The organism is Rhizobium sp. BK251, from assembly GCF_004345245.1.
Classification (GTDB): Bacteria; Pseudomonadota; Alphaproteobacteria; order Rhizobiales; family Rhizobiaceae; genus Rhizobium.
On the sequence record NZ_SLUQ01000002.1, the window covers coordinates 314,322 to 332,112 of the forward strand.

Consider the following 17,791-nt stretch of genomic DNA (forward strand, 5'->3'; position numbering starts at 1 on the left):
GTCGGCCCTTCCGACCCTTCGAGATTACGCTATCCCCACTTCAAATTTGGTTGATCACAGGACTGTCACGCGCAGTCCCTAAACTTTGGAAACGCTCTAAAGTGGAGCGTAAAGGTCAATATTATGGGGGTAATTCGATGACCGAACATATTTCGCAAAAGGAAATCTTCCCGACCAGCCAGCTCGAGGGCGCGGATGGCGAGGGCCACAACCGCAGTGACAATCCGACGATGGGGGAGATCATCGGCAGGCGCTTCTCGCGCCGCGGCTTCCTGCAGGGATCGCTCGCCGTATCGGCGATCGCGGCGACCGTCAGCCCGATCGCGCTTCTCAGCGCCGAGAAGGCGCGTGCGGCAGGCGGGTCGGCTTTCTCCTTCACCGAAGTTGAAGCTGGGGTCGATGCCGATCATCACGTCGCCGACGGCTACAATGCCGATATCCTGCTGCGCTGGGGCGACGCCCTTTTCCCGGACTCCCCGGCCTTTGACCCCAAGAGCCAGTCGGCTGCAGCCCAGAGCCGCCAGTTCGGATACAACAACGACTATGTCGGCTATATCCCGATCGACGGTTCGGCGGAGCACGGCCTGCTCGTCGTCAATCACGAGTATACGAACCCGCACCTGATGTTCCCCGGCATCGTGACGATCGCCGACGGCAAGATCAAGCAGGCGCCGCTCAGCAAGGAACAGGTGGACATCGAAATGGCCGCTCACGGCGGCACGATCGTCGAAATCCGCAAGGTCGACGGCAAATGGCAGGTCGTGCCTGACAGCAAGTACAATCGTCGCGTGACCTCCAACACGGAGATGGAACTGACCGGTCCCGTCGCCGGCCACGACCGCGTGAAGACTTCCGCTGATGCGACCGGAACGAAGGTGATCGGCACGCTCAACAACTGTGCCGGCGGCGTGACGCCCTGGGGCACCTACATCATGGCCGAAGAGAACTTCCACGGCTATTTCTCCGGCGAACTGCCGGCCGATCACAAGGAAGCCGCCAACTACAAGCGCTACGGCGTACCGGAAGGCGCCTATGAATGGGCGAACTTCTATGATCGCTTCGACCTCGCCAAGGAGCCGAACGAGCCGAACCGCTTCGGCTGGATCGTCGAAGTCGATGCCTTCGACCCGACCTCGACCCCGAAGAAGCGCAGCGCGCTCGGCCGCACGAAGCACGAGGGTGCTGCCTCGATCGTCGACAAGGACGGCCGCGTGGTCTTCTACCTCGGCGACGACGAGCGTTTCGACTATGTCTACAAGTTCGTGACGTCCGGCACCTACAACGCCAACGACCGCGCAGCCAACATGAACCTGCTCGACGAAGGCACGCTTTACGTCGCCAAGTTCTCCGAGGACGGCACGCTGCAGTGGTTGCCGCTCACCCACGGTCAGGGTCCGCTGACGGCGGAGAACGGCTTTGCCAGCCAGGCGGATTTGTTGATCGAGACCCGCCGCGCCGCCGATCTGCTCGGAGCGACAAAGATGGACCGGCCGGAAGACATCGAGCCCAATGCCGTTAATGGCAAGGTCTATGTCATGCTGACCAACAACTCGAACCGCAAGCCCGAGCAGGTGGACGCCGCCAATCCGCGTGCGAAAAACTCCTTCGGCCACATCATCGAGATCAGCGAGGATGGCGGCGCCTTCGGTGCGACCTCGGGCAAGTGGGAAGTGCTGCTGAAGTGCGGCGATCCCTCCGTTGCGGATGTCGGCGCCTCCTTCTCGACCGAGACGACGAAGAACGGCTGGTTCGGCATGCCGGACAACTGTTCCATCGATGCCGCCGGCCGCCTCTGGGTGGCGACCGATGGCAACAACAACAAGGCGACCGGACGCACGGACGGCCTCTGGGCCGTCGATACGGAAGGCGACGCGCGGGCGACCTCGAAACTGTTCTACCGCGTGCCGGTCGGCGGCGAACTCTGCGGTCCACTTTTTCTGCCCGACGACCAGACGGCGTTCGTTGCCGTCCAGCATCCGGGCGACGGCGGCGACGATTGGTCGGGCCATGGCCGCCCGTCCTACTACGAGGACCTGTCGACCCGCTGGCCGGATTTCAACGACGACATGCCGGTACGTCCGGCGGTCGTGGCCATCACCAAGATCGGTGGCGGCAAGATCGCCGTCTGACGAGTGAAAGACACGATGCCCCGCCGTTACCAACGACGGCGGGGCATCTGGATTTCGGGAACCGTGGCTAAAGGCGCTTGCGCAGGAAGCTGCGGGTGCGGCCGGGCGGATAATCCGGCAGTTCGCCGAAGACCTCGTAGCCCTGGCGAAGATAGGCGCGCAGCGCCGGCGGATTGAAAGTGTCGATCCAGGCGCCCTGACATCCGCGTGCGCGGGCTTCGTCTTCTGCCTTCGCAAGGAGCCGGCCCGCCATGCCCTGGCCGCGCAGGGCCTCGGGCACGAAAAGAAGCTGCACGAAAAGCCAGCCCCAGGCGGTGCGGCCCGAAAGTCCGCCGATTACCTTTCCGTCGTCGTCGCGGATCAGCACCGCGAGCGGTCTGCGTTCCGAAGGGCGGATATCCTCGTCGTTGAAGTGGGCGATACCGTCCGAGATCACCGAAAGGTCGGATTCCGAGGGTTCGTCCGTCAGGTCAAGTAGAGGCATGCGGCTATCGTCCTTCGCGCCACCACATGGCGGCAAAGGCAAAGAGCAGAACGGAGACACCTGCAAAGCCGGCAAAAAGCGGCAGCGTGTTGATACCCTTCAGCACGGTCTCGTCCGTCATGCGGATCGTCATGCGGTCGTCGTCGGCAATCCGCACCGGTCCGCGGACAGGCAGGATCGGCGGCACGGTCACGGAGCCGCGTGCGTCGGCAACGCGCGTGACTAGGCCCTTGGTCCTGTCCGCAACCGGCTTCATGGCGTCGGGCGTCGAAATCATTGCCTTGAATTCCGGTGCGTCGACAGCGCCGACATGGACGAGCGTGGACAGGTCGCCATTGGTGATCTCGAAGAGGCCGATCTCGTCCATGCGCTTCTCGGCGCGGTAGAGGCCGGGTTCCGATGGCGACAGCTGCACGGTTTCCGTCTTGCCGGAAGGAGAGCGGATCGTGGCGTTGCCCGGGTCGCCGCCGATCGTCTGGCGCGTGATCTCGAGGGTACGCCCGGCGGCGCGGGCCGTCAGTGCTTCCTCTTCGAGCGCCGGCTCCTTCATCAGCCAGTGCGCGATGCGGCGATAGAGCGAGACATGCGGGCCGCCACCTTCGAAGCCGCGCGCCCAGAGCCAGCCCTGGTCGGAGAGCAGCATCGCGACGCGGCCCTGGCCGGCGCGGTTCAGTACCAGCAGCGGGTGGTTGTCCGCACCAACCATGACGGTCTGCCCCTGCGGCTGCTCGACATCGACGCTGCGGAACCAGCGTCCCCAATGGGGTGGCTCGTCGCCGGAGCCATCGAGGCCGCGGGTGACGGGATGCTTGCGGCCCTCTTCCGACAGGCGCGGGTAAAAGGCCTTCTCGATCATCTGGCCAGTCGGCGCGGCTGGCAGCACTGTGGAGAGCGGCGTGAGCGCGATCGAATCCTGGCCGGCGTGCTCGGGGCCGGCGGCAATCAGCAGCGCACCGCCATTCTGCACGTACTGGGCGATATAGTCGTAGTAGAGGATCGGCAGGACGCCGCGGTGCTGGTAGCGATCGAAGATGATGAGATCGAAATCGTTAATCTTGTCGACGAAGAGTTCACGGGTCGGAAATGCGATCAGCGAGAGCTCATTGATCGGCGTGCCATCCTGCTTCTCCGGCGGACGCAGAATGGTGAAGTGGACGAGGTCCACGGAGGCGTCGGACTTCAGCAGGTTGCGCCAGGCGCGCTCGCCCGAATGCGGCTCGCCGGAGACGAGCAGGACGCGCAGGTTCTCGCGGATGCCCTCGATCAGGTGAACGGCGCGGTTGTTTGCGGCCGTCACTTCGCCGGGAAGCTCGGCGACGCTGAATTCCAGCACGTTGTTGCCGCCACGCGGCACCTTGAAGCTGAACGGCGTGTCCTGGCCGGGCGTGGCCTGCAGCGTTGCGATCTCGTTGCCGTTCAGTTTCGCCGTAACGGTCGCCGTGCCGCCGGGGCTTGGCCCATCGTCGATGACACGCATCACGAGTTGCTGTTCCTCGCCGACGATGCCGAAGCGCGGTGCGCGGATGACCTCTATGCGGCGGTCGAATTCGTTCGCCTTGCCGGTGATCAGGCCATGGATCGGTGCGTCGAAGCCGAGCGACTGATTGGCCGCAGGCACGTCGTGAACCTCGCCGTCGGTCAGGAAGATCGCACCGCCGATGCGTGCCGGCGGAACGTCTGCCACGGCTGTCGAAAGCGTGGAGAAGAGGCGCGTGGAGGGCGCATCCGTGTCCTCGGGCTCCGTCGAGTCCACATAGCGCGCCTCGATGTTCGGGAAGCGGGAGAGCCTGTCCTTCAGCGCAGCAAGCGCCTCGTCGGTCATCTTGATCCGCTCGGGCGTCTGCTGGCTTTGGCTGCGGTCAACGACGACCGGAACGATGGTCGAAAGCTGGTCGCGATCTTCCTGCAGAAGGAGGGGATTTACGAGCGCGGCAAGGAGCGCAAGTGCGGCAAGTGATCTGACCCAGGCGCCGCGCACGCCGCGCCAGATGGCATAGGCGGATATGACGGCCGCCGCGACGGCCATGATTGCGAGCACGGTCCAGGGGAGGAAAGGGGAGAATTCGACTGTCATGCTATTGCCCCAGGCGCTCAAGCAGGGCAGGGACATGCACCTGGTCGGTCTTGTAGTTGCCGGTGAGCATATACATCATGATGTTGACGCCCGCGCGGTAGGCGTATTCGCGCTGTGTTTCATCCTGCGGGACCGTCGGCAGCATCGGTGCGCCGTTGTCGTCCACTGCCCACGCTCCGGCGAAGTCGTTGCCCGTTATCAGTATCGGTGAAACGCCATCCGCCGAAACGGCGGGCTTGTTGTCGCTCGCGCGGTTGTTGTCCTGCCGGGCCTCGATCCAGAGCGGGCTGCCGCTATAGCGGCCCGGAAAGCTCGAAAGCAGATAGAAGGATTTCGTGAGAACGTGATCGGGCGGCACCGGCTCGAGCGGCGGTATATCGAGATTTGCGAGGATCGCCTGCAGACGTTCGCCGTTCGCGCTCGGTGCACTGCTGTCGTTGAGAGAGCTGAATTGGTCGCGGGTGTCGAAGAGCACGGTCCCGCCGCTGCGCATGAAGGCGTCGATGCGGTTGATCGAGGTCTGCGAGGGCATCGGCGCGCTCGCTGAAATCGGCCAGTAGATGATCGGATAAAACGCAAGCTCATCCTTGCTGATGTCTAGTCCCACGGGCGCTGCCGGCTCCAGGGTCGTGCGATAGGTCAGGAATTGGCTGAGCCCTTCGAGACCGCGCTCTGAAATGCGATCGACATCGGCCTCGCCGGTCACGACGTAGGCGAGGTGCGTATTGTCCAGGTGCTCGAAGATCTGGTCGTCACCGGGCTTGGAATCGTCGGCGCGCAGATCGCCCGGATGGATGAAGGCTGCGCTCATCGCGACCGCGATGACGGCAGCCGCGCGCGTTGCCGGCCGCAAGCGTGAGAAGGCCCCGTTCATGAAGAGCACGATGATGCTATCGGAAACGAGCAGGAGGAAGGCGATCAGGAAGAGCGACGGTTTTGCCGACCATGCCTCACCACCGATCAGGCCTTCTCTGATCACGGTGGCACCGGCCGTGTCGAGCGGCTTCAATTCGGCGCCCTGCGGCAGGACGTTGAGCGCGGTGAAGCCATCTTCGGAGCCATAGAGTCCCGGGGGATTGTCGAAGTTCGCCACGGGTTCTGCCTTTGCGGAGGGGATCAGGGGCCGGGCGGTGCCGGTCTCGGCCGTCAGCACGCCCTTTGCCGTGAGAAGGCGGAAGGGGGGCAGTGCATCGGCCGTGCTTGCGCCACCGCCTGCTTCGGACGTGACGCCGCCGGATCTCGAGAGCTGCACGACACGACGGAGCATCTCGACGAAGCTGCCGGAGATCGGCAGGTCGGACCATGTGGCTTCGGCGCTGACGTGGAAGAGCACGATGCGGCCAGCGCCCATCTGCTTTTCCGTGACGAGCGGCGTGCCGTCGGCAAGGCTTGCCCATGTACGTTCAGCAAGATCGGGCGTCGGTTCGGCCAGCACCTGCCGCTTGACGAGGACGTCGGTCGGACGCCCCATCCCGGCGAACGGGCCGAAGGTCGGGAAATCCGCAAGCGGCTGAGGCTCCGCCCAGGAAAGCGAGCCGCCGAGGGCACGTTCGCCCTGTCGCAGAATAACGGGAACGAGCGGGTCATCGGACGGTGCTGCCGCAAGGCGCGGCCCGGCGAAGCGGATCAGTGTGCCGCCATTGGCGAGCCAGCGCTGGAGCGGCTGATAAGTCTCCTGTGGCAGACGGCCGATGTCGGCCATGATGATCACCGACGGATTGCTCGTGAGCAGCTGCGGGATAGCAACAGCGAGGTCGGGCTCGTTGGGCTCCATGAGATCGGCGTAAGGCTGGAGCGCACGCTGGATATAGTAGAGCGGGGAAAGCAGCGGCTGGAATTCGTCGCCGGCTGCTCCCGAAAGCAACACGACGCGACGGCGTTTGAAGCCGTCATCGAGCAGGTGCACGGAACCCGCGGTCGCGTGATCGTCGAGGCTCACGCGGGCAAAATCGTTGCGCATTTCGAATGGGGCAGAGATCGAGCCGGTGGCTATTGTCTGGCCGGCGGCAAAGGCGACGTTCCCCGAGGCGATCGCGCGACCCTGGCCATCCTGCGCGCTCAGGGCGAAGGACGCGCCCGAAGAAGCGTTCAGGCGGGTTGCCGTTACCGTCATGGCGTCGGCTGCGTTGGAGGCTGCCGTCAGGGCAACTGCCTGGTCGCTGTCGCCTTCTATCAGGCGAAGTTCGCCCGGTTGCAGGTCGGCAAGTTGCCTTATCGTCGCATCGTTGTCCTTTGCGGCGATGCCGTCCGAGAGAAAGGCTATCGTGCCGGGATGCGTACCATTCAGCGCGGACTTCACGGCCGCTATCGTCCGTTCACGGTCCGGGACGAGCGGCTTGGGCTGGGCGGCGCGCAGCTTGTCGCGCGCTGCCAGGGCCGTGCCAGGCAGTGATTCATGACTCGGGTCTGCTGTGAAGGCGATTGCGATCGGCATGCCGCTGGCCTCGGCATCGTCGATCAGCGCTTCGGCCGTCTGCACGCGCTTGTCCCAATCGGAAGCCGATGCCCAGCCATTGTCGACGAGCAGAAGCAAGGGACCGCCGGCAGCGAGCGAGCTCGTGCGGGGATTGAAGACCGGATCGGCGATCGCCAGGATGACGGCGGCGGCAAGCAGCATTCGAAGGAGCGTCAGCCACCACGGGCTCTTGGCCGGCGTTTCTTCGCGCTTCAGGACGCTCGCGAGAATCCTCAGTGGCGGGAACACTTCGCTCTTCGGCCTGGGCGGCGTGAGGCGCAGCAGCCACCAGATAAGCGGCAAGGCCACCAGCGCGCCAAGAACCACGGGATAGGCGAAGGCAAAGGGCAGGGCGCTCATAGCTGTCCTCCGTGAGTTGCCTTGGCAGGCATGCCGGAGAGATACATATGGATGGCGACGAGCGCTTCAGAAGCCAGATGATCGGTGCGGTGGCTGACGAAGTTCCAGCCGAGGTGACGCAGGGTCTCACCAAGATTTTCGCGACGTGCAAGGTAGGCGCGCGTATAGGCCTCTCGAACGTTTTCGGCGCGGCCTGAAACCAGCTTTGCCCCCGTTTCGGGATCGGTAAATTCGGTTCGGCCGTCGTACGGAAAGAGTTCCTCTGCAGGATCAGCGACCTCGACCACATAGCCGCGCAGCCCACGCTGGGCGAGCGGACCGAGCCGTTCCATGATCTTGTCGACATCGTCGAGGAAATCGCCGATCAGGACGATATCGCTCCATCCGCGGATCATCCGCGTATCCGGAAGGCCGCTGGTCAGCGGCGCGTGAGCCAGTGCGGTTGCGAGCCTTTCGGCAGCATTTCGTGCCGAAACAGGCTCCATCACGCCGGGGCAGCCGATGCGTTCGCCGGAGCGGGCGAGGATTTCTGCAAGCGCCAGCATGATGACGAGCGCACGGCTTTCCTTCGAGACCGAGCCGAAGCTCGACTTGTACATCATGGACGGCGACATGTCCGCCCAGAGCCAGATCGTGTGCGCTGCCTCCCATTCCCGGTCGCGGACATAGGTGTGGTCATCGCGCGCCGAACGGCGCCAGTCGATGCGCGACAGGCTTTCGCCATCCGTATAGGGCCGGAACTGCCAGAAATTCTCGCCGATGCCGCGCTTGCGCCGGCCATGCCAGCCGGCGATCACGGTGTTGGCGATGCGCTTCGCCTCTACCAGACAGTCGGGTATGAGGACGGCGCGGCTGCGGGCGCGGGAGAGAGCTTCACTGCCGGGTGTTGGTGATACGATCTGTCCGATTGGCGCCACGCGTTACTTGCTCCTCAAGCCCTGGCTTGCTTCACCAACCCGGCAATGACGCTGCGCACGGACATGCCCTCGGCGCGGGCGGCGAAGGTCAGTGCCATGCGGTGTTCAAGCACCGGTTCGGCCAGGGCATAGATGTCATCGAGAGACGGAGCAAGGCGTCCCTCGTAGAGCGCCCGGGCGCGTGCGCAGAGCATCATCGCCTGGCCGGCGCGCGGGCCGGGGCCCCAGGCAACATTCTTGTCCGTGGAAGCGTTGCCCTGTCCGGGGCGCGCGGAACGCACCAGCGAGAGGATCGCATCGACGACGGTGTCGCTGACGGGCATCTGGCGGATCAGCCGCTGGATTTCCAGCAGCCGGTCGGCATCGATGACCGCCTCCGGCTTCGTCTCGCTGAGGCCGGTCGTCTCCAGAAGGATCCTGCGTTCGGCGGCAAGCTCCGGATAGTCGACGTCGACCTGGAGAAGAAAGCGGTCGAGCTGTGCTTCGGGAAGCGGATAGGTCCCTTCCTGCTCAAGCGGGTTCTGGGTCGCAAGAACATGGAATGGGCTCGGCAGGTCATAGCGCTGGCCGGCGACGGTGATGTGGTATTCCTGCATGGACTGCAGCAGGGCCGACTGGGTGCGCGGAGATGCGCGGTTGATTTCGTCAGCCATCAGCAGCTGGGCGAAGACCGGTCCCTTGACGAAACGGAACGAGCGGCGACCGCTTGCGTCCTGGTCCATCACCTCCGAGCCCAGGATATCGGAGGGCATCAGGTCGGGCGTGAACTGGATGCGGTTGGCGCCGAGGCCGAGAACATCGCCAAGGGTCGTGACCAGCTTCGTCTTGGCAAGGCCCGGAACGCCGACAAGAAGCGCATGGCCGCCGGACAGGACTGCGAGCAGCGTGTTCTCGACCACGCTCTCCTGACCGAAAATCACCTTTGAAACCTCCTCGCGGATCGAGGCGATATCGGCGAGCGCACGCTCGGCCGCTGCGATGATCGCCTTCTCGTCAAGGCTGTCTTCGGTCGACTTCATCAATCCCATAAGTATCTCCCGCGGCTCAAGATGTTCACAGGCTATCGCGTTTCGTACACATTTGCTTCATAGACAATACAACTTATCCCCATGATGCGTGCTGGCAAGAACCTTGCATAATGACTATGTCGTGACCGACAATGGTTAAGAACAAACCGGACGGAAGAATGGCAGGCGAGGAAATTAGGGCCACTGCGGACGCCGCCGGTCTTGCTGCGCTGATTTCACGCGCCGCCAGTCAGACGGAGGGCCAGAAGAAAGGGCCGCCACCCGTCGATAGGTGGAATCCGCCATTTTGCGGCGATATCGACATGGAAATCCGGGCCGATGGCACCTGGTTCTACATGGGAACGCCGATAGGCCGGGCGCCGCTCGTGCGGCTTTTTTCGACCGTGCTGCGCAAGGACGAGGATGGGGCCACCTACCTCGTCACGCCCGTGGAGAAGGTCGGCATACGCGTCGTGGACGCGCCATTCGTCGCAGTCGAGATGAGCGTGACCGAGCGTGACGGCCTTCAGGTACTCACATTCCGAACGAATGTCGGCGATGTGGTGGAGGCGGGTGGCGACCATCCCCTGCGCTTCGTGATCCACGGCGAAAACAACGAGCTCAAGCCCTACCTGCATGTGCGGGGCAGGCTCGAGGCATTGGTAGCGCGCGCCGTGATGTACGACATCGTGGAACTCGGCGAGGTGATCGAGATCGCCGGCGTTGCGACATTCTGTATACGGTCGGCGGGCGCGGTCTTCCCGGTCATGCCGGCAGCCGAATTGGATGCGCTTGCCCGATGACAGACTATCCACTTTTTTCCGCCGCCGAATTCCGCCGCCGCGCCCTCAACCAGGTCGGCGCCCCGATCGATCACGCCTGGCGCGACCACGGCGACCACATCCTCAACCCTGATATCGTCGCACGGGTCGAGAACATCGCCCTGCGGGACGCGGCCGTCCTGGTGCCGGTCGTCGATGACGGCGAGGAAGCGAGCGTCATCTTCACCACGCGGACGTCGACGCTGCGCAAGCATTCGGGACAGATCGCCTTTCCCGGCGGCGCCATCGATCCCGGCGACATTTCCCCTGAAATGGCGGCGTTGCGGGAAACCGAAGAGGAGATCGGGCTGGGCGGCGCCTATGTGGAGACGGTCGGGCGGTTGCCGAACTATTTCGCGGCCACGGGTTTCCGCATCACACCGGTTCTCGGCGTCGTGCGTCGCGGATTCGAATTGCAGCCCAATCCGGACGAGGTCGAGGACGTCTTCGAGGTGCCGCTTTCCTTCCTCATGGATCCGGATCACCACGGCCGCGACAGCCGAATCTGGGAAGGCATCGAAAGGCACTTCTACCGCATACCTTACGGAACGCACATGATCTGGGGAATTACGGCGGGCATCGTCCGCACGCTCTATGAAAGGCTTTATGCATGACCAGCCTGGCCGGCCAAGCATGGTTCAAGGATCCCGCGCTGACGAGGGTCTTCGCGCTTCTCAACGCCGATGGCGGCGAAGGGCGGATCGTAGGCGGCGCCGTGCGCAACAGCCTGATGGGGCTACCGGTCAGCGACATCGACATGGCGACGACATTGCCGCCGCAGACGGTGATCGAGCGCGCCGCGGCGGCTCGCATCAAGGCCGTGCCGACGGGTGTCGCCCATGGCACGGTGACGCTGGTATTGGAGGGCAGGCCCTTCGAGGTAACGACACTCCGACGGGACGTGGAGACGGACGGCAGGCGCGCCCAGGTCGCTTTCGGCACGGACTGGCAGGTGGATGCCGAGCGGCGCGACCTCACGATCAACGCACTTTACGCGAAGGCCGACGGCGAAGTGATCGATCTCGTCGGAGGATTGCCCGACATAGAAACGAAGACGGTCCGCTTCATCGGCAACGCCGCGACCCGGATCGCCGAGGATTATCTGCGCATTCTGCGCTTCTTCCGTTTCTTCGCCTATTACGGCTCGGGCAGGCCGGATGCCGATGGGCTGCGCGCCGCGGCGGCGGCGCGGTCGAACCTGAAGTCGCTGTCGGCGGAGCGCGTCTGGTCGGAGACGAAGAAGCTGCTGTCAGCGCCGGATCCGGGGCGCGCGCTGCTCTGGATGCGCCAGGCGGGTATCCTGACCGAGGTCCTACCGGAAACGGAAAAATGGGGCATCGATCTCGTGCCGGCCCTGATCGCAACCGAACGGGGACTTGGCTGGAGCCCGGAGCCATTGCTGAGACTTGCCGGAATTGTCCCGCCCGATGCAGAGAGGCTTGCAAAGCTTGCCGTGCGGCTGCGCCTCGCCAACGCCGAAGCTGCCTATCTGAATGCCTGGGCGAAAAGCCCCGATATCCGCGACGACAAGTCCGTCGCTGCCTTGGACCAGCTTCTCTATCGGCATGGGTCGGAGGGCATCATCGTACGCCTCAAGCTTGCCCTTGCTTTGGCCCGTGGCAAGGCCGAGCTCGATTTCGAGGAAATGGCGCGGACAGCGCGCTTGAGCAAGCTCCTCGACAGGGCGACGAACTGGAAGAAGCCTGTCTTCGGTCTCAGCGGGGCAGACGTCATCGCGGCCGGCATAGAGGCCGGTCCGCGCGTGGGCGAACTGCTTGCCGATATCGAAAATCAGTGGATTGAAGGCAATTTCATCGATGACCGGGCGACGCTTCTCGCCCGGCTGAAGGATCTGACGAAATAGCCGGGCCTCAGGCCGCGTTCGCCTCGTTGCGGATCCGAGCCTTGATGTTGTCGACCATGTTTTCGCGGATGACGGTCTCGCCATGCGCCGCCTTCATGTGCTCTACGGCACGGCGGACGACCTCGGCGTCATTGTCTGCCCGGGTATGCCACTGGCAGCCCGGAACGAGGGTACCACATTCGAAAAGTCGCATGTCTACCTCCTCCGTGAGGTTGTTCGCGGGCTGCGCCCGCAAGGTCCCGGCGAACGGTGGAGCCGGGTGCTCCTAAACTCCCGCCCGACCCCGATAGTTCCAGGTTGACGAAGGTCCCCAACCTAATCCGGCATCGCCCAGGACTTGAAGCAATCCGACGACTGGTATTGCGTGGCGGCGCTGTTCTTGGAACCGCGATGCCACTTCTCCTTCAGCTCCTCGACTGACTTACCAGCCGCGAGTTGAAGCTTTACCTGCTGAACGAAGCAGGACAGCGGAAGATCGGATCCGCTGCTTGCCCTGATTTCTTCGGCTATGCGTGTGACGAATTCCGGCGTATCGCCTGAATACGAAGATTCTTCCAGCTTTGCTGCGACGGCTAAGCCGCTCTGTACCGGCATGACAATCCTCCTCCGATTGAAACGCACATACCAACAAAGTAGTACTCTTCCCCATTAGGTGAAGGGCACCGCTGCTCATTTCACGCGTCTTCTACGGCCAACGGACGACTGGCGGTAGGGACGACAGAATCGATTCCACGTTCCCTCCAGTCTTAAGCCCGAAGATTGTACCCCTATCGTATAGCAAATTGAACTCCACATAACGGCCACGACGGATCAATTGTTCGTCACGGTCCTGTTCACTCCATGGGCTGTTGAAATTTGCGCGCACGATTTTGGGATAGACGTCGGCAAAGGCGCGTCCGACATCCTGCACGAAGGCAAAATCGGCTCCCCAGCCGCCGAGCTTTTCCGCGGAATGCAGCCAGTCGAAGAAGATGCCGCCGATGCCGCGCGGTTCGTTGCGATGCTTGAGGAAGAAGTACTCGTCGCACCATTCCTTGTATCGGGCGTAATCCGCGACCTCGTGCGGTTCGCAGGCGCGCTCCATGGCGCGATGGAAGAGCACGCTGTCCGGATCGGTCTGCGTGCGGCGGCGATCCAGAACCGGCGTCAGGTCGGCGCCGCCGCCGAACCAATGGCTGGCCGTGACCACCATGCGCGTGTTCATGTGCACTGTCGGAACATTTGGGTTGACCGGATGGATGATCAGCGAAATGCCGGATGCCCAGAAGCGCGGATCGTCTTTGGCGCCGGGCATCTGGGCGCGAAGATCGCCGCTGAATTCGCCGAAGACGGTCGAGGTGTGGACGCCGGCCTTCTCAAAGACTCGTCCCGCCAGCATCGACATGCGGCCACCGCCGCCGTTTCCTTCCTCCCGCTGCCAGTCCTTACCGACGAAGCGACCCGGCTCAAGGTCCGAATGCGGACCGGTCAGTTCGTCTTCCAGGGTCTCGAGCTCGGCGCAGATCGTGTCGCGCAGCCCCTCGAACCAGGCGCGCGCCGTATTCTTCTTCTCCTCGATATCCGCGGGCAGGCCGACGGGCAATTCAGGTCTTTCCATTGTCTTTCTCCGAGCGCCGGCATTCCACTCCGGCGCGACTCTTTCTCGTTTTCAACGCGCTTTTGTCTATCAGGCAGTCCGGGTCGCCACCAGTTTTGGGGGTGCGACAAATCCGGCCAGATTCGACTCGCAAATTCGCTTCGCCGACATTACGTTTCCCTTCAGAGGTAAGGTCTCATGGCGAAAATACCCGGACCGCCGTCATTTGACGGGCTTAAGCGCAGAATTGAAAAGCATCGGCAGGAAAAACCGGCGCGCAGCGGGGGCGTTTTCGTACGTGAGACTTATTGTCTCAACCGCCCGGAAGCGCGCGCCAAGGCACGCGAATGGTTCGATGCTTTTCCCAAGGCGGCATACTGGACCGAGGTCGAAAGCTGGCGGCAGCTCGATGGCGACCGCATCGAGTTCACAATGCGCCGCCTGCCATCGGCCGATTGATACGCTCGAGCCTCAGGCCGCAGACTTCTCGCAATTGACCATCCACGGCACGCCATGGCGATCGACGAGCATGCCGAAGCGGCTTGCCCAGAAGGTTTCCGCCATCGGCATCGTCACCTTGCCGCCCTCCGACAGTGCCTGGAATATGCGCTCGGCTTCGCCGGGCGTCTCGATCTGAACCGAAACGGAGAAGCCGCCCTTGCTGCTGGTTTCTCCGGGCCGATTGTCGGAACCCATGAGGATTGCGCCTTTCGTTACCAGCCGCGCATGCATGATCTTGCTGCGAAAATCCGCGGGCACGTGGTCGGCTACCTCGGGGATGCTGTGGTCGATCATGGCGACGATTTCGCCGCCGAGGCATTTCTGATAGAATTCAAAGGCCCGCCGGCAATCGCCGTCGAATATGAGATAGGGGGTCAGTTGCATGGCGCTCTCCTCCCGTTCCGCCATTGAACGATACCAACGCGCCTATCCTGCGCTTTCAATGTGACCGATGTTTATCGCTGCCGCAGGAGCGCGCGGACCGCGCGCCTATTGTACGCTCTTCATCCGGCTTTCAATCAACAGGCCGCTTTCATCCATGATGGGGTAGGCGACGGAGATGATGTGGGCGTTGATGCGCTTCAGGTCGCGCAGCATGTCGAGATGCAGCGTGCTTGTCTGGATGCTGTCGGTACGCCCGTCGCGCAGCCGCTCCAGATGGCGCTCGGATGACTGCTTCTCCAGTCGCCGGACGCTCACCTTCACCTCCATCAGCTGACGGGCGAGGTTGAAGTCGCGGGTCACCAGGATGGTCTGCGCGACACGCAGGTTGTCGATCGTCAGGTGAAACAGGCCCTTGATCTCCTGGAAGCCGTCTTCCGAGAATTTCAGGCCGAGGCTGACTTTCTTCGTCACCTGCTCGAACAGGCCCTTTTCGATGATGTCGCCGATGTGTTCGAGATTGATGGCGTAGTCGATGATGACGATCGAGCGCTGGGAATCCTCGTGGCTGAGGCCATGGCGGCCGAGCTCCGACAGGTAGATCTTCACTTCCTGCTGGATCAGGTCGACCTGCCTCTCGAGGGCGTCAATCTCCTTCAGGAGCGCCAGATCGTTGCGCTCGAAGGCGTCGGCCGTACGCATCAGCATCTTCTCGATGAGATCGCCGACGCCGAGCACCTCGCGCGTTGCACTTGCAAGGGCGACGATCGGCGTCGACATGGCGCTCCTGTCGAGGTAGCGCGGCCCGGTCTCCGGTTTTGCGTCGTTGGGAACGATCCTGGCCATGAGGTTGGAAAGCAAGCCGGACAGCGGCCAGGCGACGATCACGAGGGTTATGTTGAAGAGGAGGTGTGCATCAACGGGCAGCTTGCCCGGCGATGGCGAGATGCGCACCAGCACATCGGCGGCATATTGCGCAAGCGGGAGCATGATAAGGCAGCCTATCGTGCGTACGATGAGATTGCCGAGCGTGACACGGCGCGCGGACGCAGGCCCCGACAGCGTCGCCACGACCGGCGGTATGGCGCCGCCAAGGTTGGCGCCGAGTACGAGCACGACGATCAGCCCCGGCGAGAGAATGCCGGTCGCCGAGATAGAGAGGATAAGGACGACGACGGCAAGGCTGGACGAGGATGCAAAGGCGAGGACCGCCGAAAAGATCATTGCCACCGGCCACGCGCCGTCCAGAAGGGCGATGAAGGAGGCGAGGGCGGGGGATTGCCGTATCGGATCGGTGGCGCTGCTCAGAAGGTGCAGCGACAGAAGCATCAGGCCAACGCCGATAAGGGCGGTGCCGCCCCCCTGCCGGTTCGTCGAGGAGCTGCGGTAGAGGACGATACCGACGAGGATGATGAGGGGCGAAAGCCATTCGATGCCCCGCGCCACGATCCATGCCGTGATCGCCGTGCCGACATTGGCCCCCAGCAGGACGATCTGCGCCATTCGCGGCTTGATGAGATCACGCTCGACGAAAGAGGAGACCGTCAGGGCCGTTGCCGTCGAACTCTGCAGTGCGATGGTCGCGAGAAGGCCCGAAAAAAACGATCGGAAGCCGTCCCGCGTGCCGCTGGCAAGGCCGCTCCGGAGTTTCGCTCCAAAGGCACGTGTTACACCATCCTTGACCTGCGCCAGCCCGAAGAGCAGCAAAGCTACGGCGCCGAACAGGTTGATCATGACAATTGTGGATTCCATGGCATTCTTCTGTATTTGACGTTCACCACAAGTGGCGAAAAATAGCACTATCTCAGTCGCGGGCAACCGGCATGGTCTTATCAAACCACTGAAAATTCAAGCAGAAAGAGGCATACTTGGTTATCCGGCTAAGAATTATAGGAGCTCCCGGGCACGTTCACGATGCTGCGTGCGACATCGCTGCCACCGTTTAGGCAGATCTAACGGCTGTGCTGCTCCCAGCGCGAAACGCTGCCGCGGGTTTTTCGGCCGTCTTTGCCGTCAGTGCGTCTTGCGTGGCCCGGCGCCGGCGAAGGAGACGACGTTGGCGCTCTGGGGACTGACGTCGCGGGGGATGGCGATGGGCGCAGTGCTCGCCTTCACCGAGGCGGCCTTGCGCGGAGCGCGTTTCTTCTTCGGCTTTGCTGCAGCGCCCACAGGGGCCTTCTCGCCCACGGCGTTCTCGGACTGCGGTGGCTCGACGAGCGCAGGCACCGCATTTGCCTCCACCTGCTCGCTGGTCTTCGCAACCTCGGCAAGCACTTCGCGCAGCACGGCTGTCACCGGCAGATGGCCGACGAGTTCCGTGTTCGTGTGGTGGCCGGCACTGGCGACGCGGCGATCGGTCGCGATGGAGGGGCGGGAGTTTATTTCCCCGAACCAGTCCCATTCTCCCAGCACGTCGATCACGTCGGTAAAGACGGGCGGCATGGCGATCCGTCCGCCGAAGGTGACGATCTTGACCATGCCGGCGAGGACCTGGACGCGGGCGCGCTCGGCCTTCTGCAGGTCGTAGAGCGCTTCGGAGATCACGAAATTTCCCTTGGAATGCCCGACGACCAAATGGAACGAGAGGCGCGGGTCTGCGAGGATCGCCTTTGTCGTCTTCGTGTCGAGGCTGATACGGCTGACTGCCCCACCGTTACTGTAGTTGGCAGCGCCAAGCTTCGGCCGGCCGGAAAATTCATCAAGCAGCTCAAATGTATGCCGCAATCCGTTCAGATAGCCGAAAAGGAAGTTCCCGCCGCAGGCTTCCGTAACGACATCGGAAAAGCCATAGCCGGAAACGACGACCGCGACCGGCTCACCCGCTGCGTCGGCAACGTTGCGCGCGAAGGCCGCCGCGCCGAGGGCCGAACTGCCGACGCCCGCCACCGCGAGCACGTGCACATTCTGCCCGCCTCGCACGATGAACTCCTCCAGCGTGTCGCAGAGGGTCAGGGGACCCGCGCCTGTCGGCGGCACGATCATGATCGAACCTTCCGCGGCTAGTGAATCGCTGATGTAGAAAGCTTCCTCGGGCGTGATGGACTTGACGTCGTAGTAGATCGCGTCGAGCGCGGTATTGCGCAGGCGTAGCGTCTCGAGCGCAAGGTTTCGCCCCGGCGTCCTCTGAAGGCGTTCGGGAAGGCTCAAGGTACGCGCAAACTGGGTTAGGTTCAGCGTGAAGGCCGTCTGGAACATTGGTCACCTCGCCGGTATTGCCTAATT

16 protein-coding genes are annotated in these 17,791 nt (G+C 63.1%); 5 read left to right on the forward strand and 11 right to left on the reverse strand.

Annotated elements, in window-relative coordinates:
* Positions 1-137 precede the first annotated feature (137 nt).
* Positions 138-2,129, forward strand: coding sequence for a PhoX family phosphatase (locus tag EV286_RS05410; protein WP_132955995.1), 1,992 nt, complete (start codon positions 138-140; stop codon positions 2,127-2,129).
* 67 nt (positions 2,130-2,196) lie between these two features.
* On the opposite strand, the gene EV286_RS05415 is transcribed toward EV286_RS05410, so the two are convergent.
* The 5 genes from EV286_RS05415 to EV286_RS05435 are packed head-to-tail and all read right to left on the reverse strand — an operon-like array spanning position 2,197 to position 9,447.
* Entirely contained in the window at positions 2,197-2,613 is a 417-nt protein-coding gene (locus tag EV286_RS05415) for a GNAT family N-acetyltransferase (RefSeq protein ID WP_132955996.1), read from the reverse strand.
* 4 nt (positions 2,614-2,617) lie between these two features.
* Positions 2,618-4,687: a hypothetical protein gene (locus EV286_RS05420; protein ID WP_132955997.1), complete on the reverse strand. Its 2,070-nt coding sequence runs from the start codon at positions 4,685-4,687 to the stop codon at positions 2,618-2,620.
* 1 nt (position 4,688) lies between these two features.
* The gene (locus EV286_RS05425) at positions 4,689-7,502 is read right to left on the reverse strand and encodes a DUF4159 domain-containing protein (RefSeq protein ID WP_132955998.1); all 2,814 of its coding nucleotides are present in this window, start codon (positions 7,500-7,502) and stop codon (positions 4,689-4,691) included.
* Positions 7,499-8,419, reverse strand: coding sequence for a DUF58 domain-containing protein (locus tag EV286_RS05430; RefSeq protein WP_132955999.1), 921 nt, complete (start codon positions 8,417-8,419; stop codon positions 7,499-7,501). The genes EV286_RS05425 and EV286_RS05430 overlap by 4 nt, the downstream gene beginning before the upstream one ends.
* Positions 8,420-8,433: 14 nt before the next feature.
* Positions 8,434-9,447, reverse strand: a complete 1,014-nt coding sequence (locus EV286_RS05435) for a MoxR family ATPase (RefSeq protein WP_132956000.1) — start codon at positions 9,445-9,447, stop codon at positions 8,434-8,436.
* Between the two features lie 158 nt (positions 9,448-9,605).
* Here EV286_RS05435 and EV286_RS05440 point away from each other — a divergent pair, with 158 nt between their 5' ends.
* Genes EV286_RS05440 through EV286_RS05450 form a run of 3 tightly spaced genes read left to right on the forward strand, consistent with a single transcriptional unit; the run spans position 9,606 to position 12,111 of the window.
* Positions 9,606-10,229 carry a DUF1285 domain-containing protein gene (locus EV286_RS05440; protein WP_132956001.1) on the forward strand — a complete coding sequence of 208 codons (624 nt, stop codon included), beginning with the start codon at positions 9,606-9,608 and terminating at the stop codon, positions 10,227-10,229.
* Entirely contained in the window at positions 10,226-10,861 is a 636-nt protein-coding gene (locus EV286_RS05445; protein ID WP_132956002.1) for a CoA pyrophosphatase, read from the forward strand. The genes EV286_RS05440 and EV286_RS05445 overlap by 4 nt, the downstream gene beginning before the upstream one ends.
* Positions 10,858-12,111: a CCA tRNA nucleotidyltransferase gene (locus EV286_RS05450; protein ID WP_132956003.1), complete on the forward strand. Its 1,254-nt coding sequence runs from the start codon at positions 10,858-10,860 to the stop codon at positions 12,109-12,111. Before EV286_RS05445 ends, EV286_RS05450 begins: the two co-directional genes overlap by 4 nt.
* 7 nt (positions 12,112-12,118) lie before the next feature.
* Here EV286_RS05450 and EV286_RS05455 read toward each other — a convergent pair whose 3' ends face one another.
* The 3 genes from EV286_RS05455 to hemF form a co-directional block, all read right to left on the reverse strand.
* Positions 12,119-12,304 carry a DUF1059 domain-containing protein gene (locus EV286_RS05455; RefSeq protein WP_132956004.1) on the reverse strand — a complete coding sequence of 62 codons (186 nt, stop codon included), beginning with the start codon at positions 12,302-12,304 and terminating at the stop codon, positions 12,119-12,121.
* A gap of 122 nt (positions 12,305-12,426) precedes the next feature.
* On the reverse strand, positions 12,427-12,705 hold the full coding sequence (locus tag EV286_RS05460) for a hypothetical protein (RefSeq protein ID WP_132956005.1): 279 nt from the start codon (positions 12,703-12,705) through the stop codon (positions 12,427-12,429).
* 91 nt (positions 12,706-12,796) lie between these two features.
* A complete protein-coding gene (gene hemF / locus EV286_RS05465) occupies positions 12,797-13,708 on the reverse strand; it encodes an oxygen-dependent coproporphyrinogen oxidase (protein ID WP_132956006.1) in 912 nt (303 codons plus the stop codon).
* Positions 13,709-13,885: 177 nt separating this feature from the next.
* Between hemF and EV286_RS05470 the strand changes: the two genes are divergently transcribed.
* Positions 13,886-14,146, forward strand: a complete 261-nt coding sequence (locus tag EV286_RS05470; RefSeq protein WP_132956007.1) for a hypothetical protein — start codon at positions 13,886-13,888, stop codon at positions 14,144-14,146.
* A 12-nt stretch (positions 14,147-14,158) separates the two neighbouring features.
* Here EV286_RS05470 and EV286_RS05475 read toward each other — a convergent pair whose 3' ends face one another.
* The 3 genes from EV286_RS05475 to EV286_RS05485 all read right to left on the reverse strand — a co-directional run bounded on the left by EV286_RS05475 (position 14,159) and on the right by EV286_RS05485 (position 17,764).
* A complete protein-coding gene (locus EV286_RS05475; RefSeq protein ID WP_132956008.1) occupies positions 14,159-14,572 on the reverse strand; it encodes a VOC family protein in 414 nt (137 codons plus the stop codon).
* Between the two features lie 105 nt (positions 14,573-14,677).
* Positions 14,678-16,321 (reverse strand): Na/Pi cotransporter family protein, encoded by a 1,644-nt coding sequence (locus tag EV286_RS05480; RefSeq protein ID WP_132956009.1) that lies wholly within the window; start codon positions 16,319-16,321, stop codon positions 14,678-14,680.
* A 261-nt stretch (positions 16,322-16,582) separates the two neighbouring features.
* Positions 16,583-17,764, reverse strand: coding sequence for a hypothetical protein (locus tag EV286_RS05485; RefSeq protein WP_132956010.1), 1,182 nt, complete (start codon positions 17,762-17,764; stop codon positions 16,583-16,585).
* Between the last annotated feature and the right edge of the window lie 27 nt (positions 17,765-17,791).

Bases quoted from the DNA above. Each gene is read 5' to 3' on its own strand.
- EV286_RS05440 (WP_132956001.1), top strand. From the start codon at position 9,606: ATGGCAGGCGAGGAAATTAGGGCCACTGCGGACGCCGCCGGTCTTGCT.
- EV286_RS05410 (WP_132955995.1), top strand. From the start codon at position 138: ATGACCGAACATATTTCGCAAAAGGAAATCTTCCCGACCAGCCAGCTC.
- EV286_RS05415 (WP_132955996.1), bottom strand. From the start codon at position 2,613: ATGCCTCTACTTGACCTGACGGACGAACCCTCGGAATCCGACCTTTCG.
- EV286_RS05470 (WP_132956007.1), top strand. From the start codon at position 13,886: ATGGCGAAAATACCCGGACCGCCGTCATTTGACGGGCTTAAGCGCAGA.
- EV286_RS05455 (WP_132956004.1), bottom strand. From the start codon at position 12,304: ATGCGACTTTTCGAATGTGGTACCCTCGTTCCGGGCTGCCAGTGGCAT.
- EV286_RS05485 (WP_132956010.1), bottom strand. From the start codon at position 17,764: ATGTTCCAGACGGCCTTCACGCTGAACCTAACCCAGTTTGCGCGTACC.
- EV286_RS05450 (WP_132956003.1), top strand. From the start codon at position 10,858: ATGACCAGCCTGGCCGGCCAAGCATGGTTCAAGGATCCCGCGCTGACG.
- EV286_RS05480 (WP_132956009.1), bottom strand. From the start codon at position 16,321: ATGGAATCCACAATTGTCATGATCAACCTGTTCGGCGCCGTAGCTTTG.
- EV286_RS05475 (WP_132956008.1), bottom strand. From the start codon at position 14,572: ATGCAACTGACCCCCTATCTCATATTCGACGGCGATTGCCGGCGGGCC.
- EV286_RS05460 (WP_132956005.1), bottom strand. From the start codon at position 12,705: ATGCCGGTACAGAGCGGCTTAGCCGTCGCAGCAAAGCTGGAAGAATCT.
- EV286_RS05435 (WP_132956000.1), bottom strand. From the start codon at position 9,447: ATGGGATTGATGAAGTCGACCGAAGACAGCCTTGACGAGAAGGCGATC.
- hemF (WP_132956006.1), bottom strand. From the start codon at position 13,708: ATGGAAAGACCTGAATTGCCCGTCGGCCTGCCCGCGGATATCGAGGAG.
- EV286_RS05420 (WP_132955997.1), bottom strand. From the start codon at position 4,687: ATGACAGTCGAATTCTCCCCTTTCCTCCCCTGGACCGTGCTCGCAATC.
- EV286_RS05445 (WP_132956002.1), top strand. From the start codon at position 10,226: ATGACAGACTATCCACTTTTTTCCGCCGCCGAATTCCGCCGCCGCGCC.
- EV286_RS05425 (WP_132955998.1), bottom strand. From the start codon at position 7,502: ATGAGCGCCCTGCCCTTTGCCTTCGCCTATCCCGTGGTTCTTGGCGCG.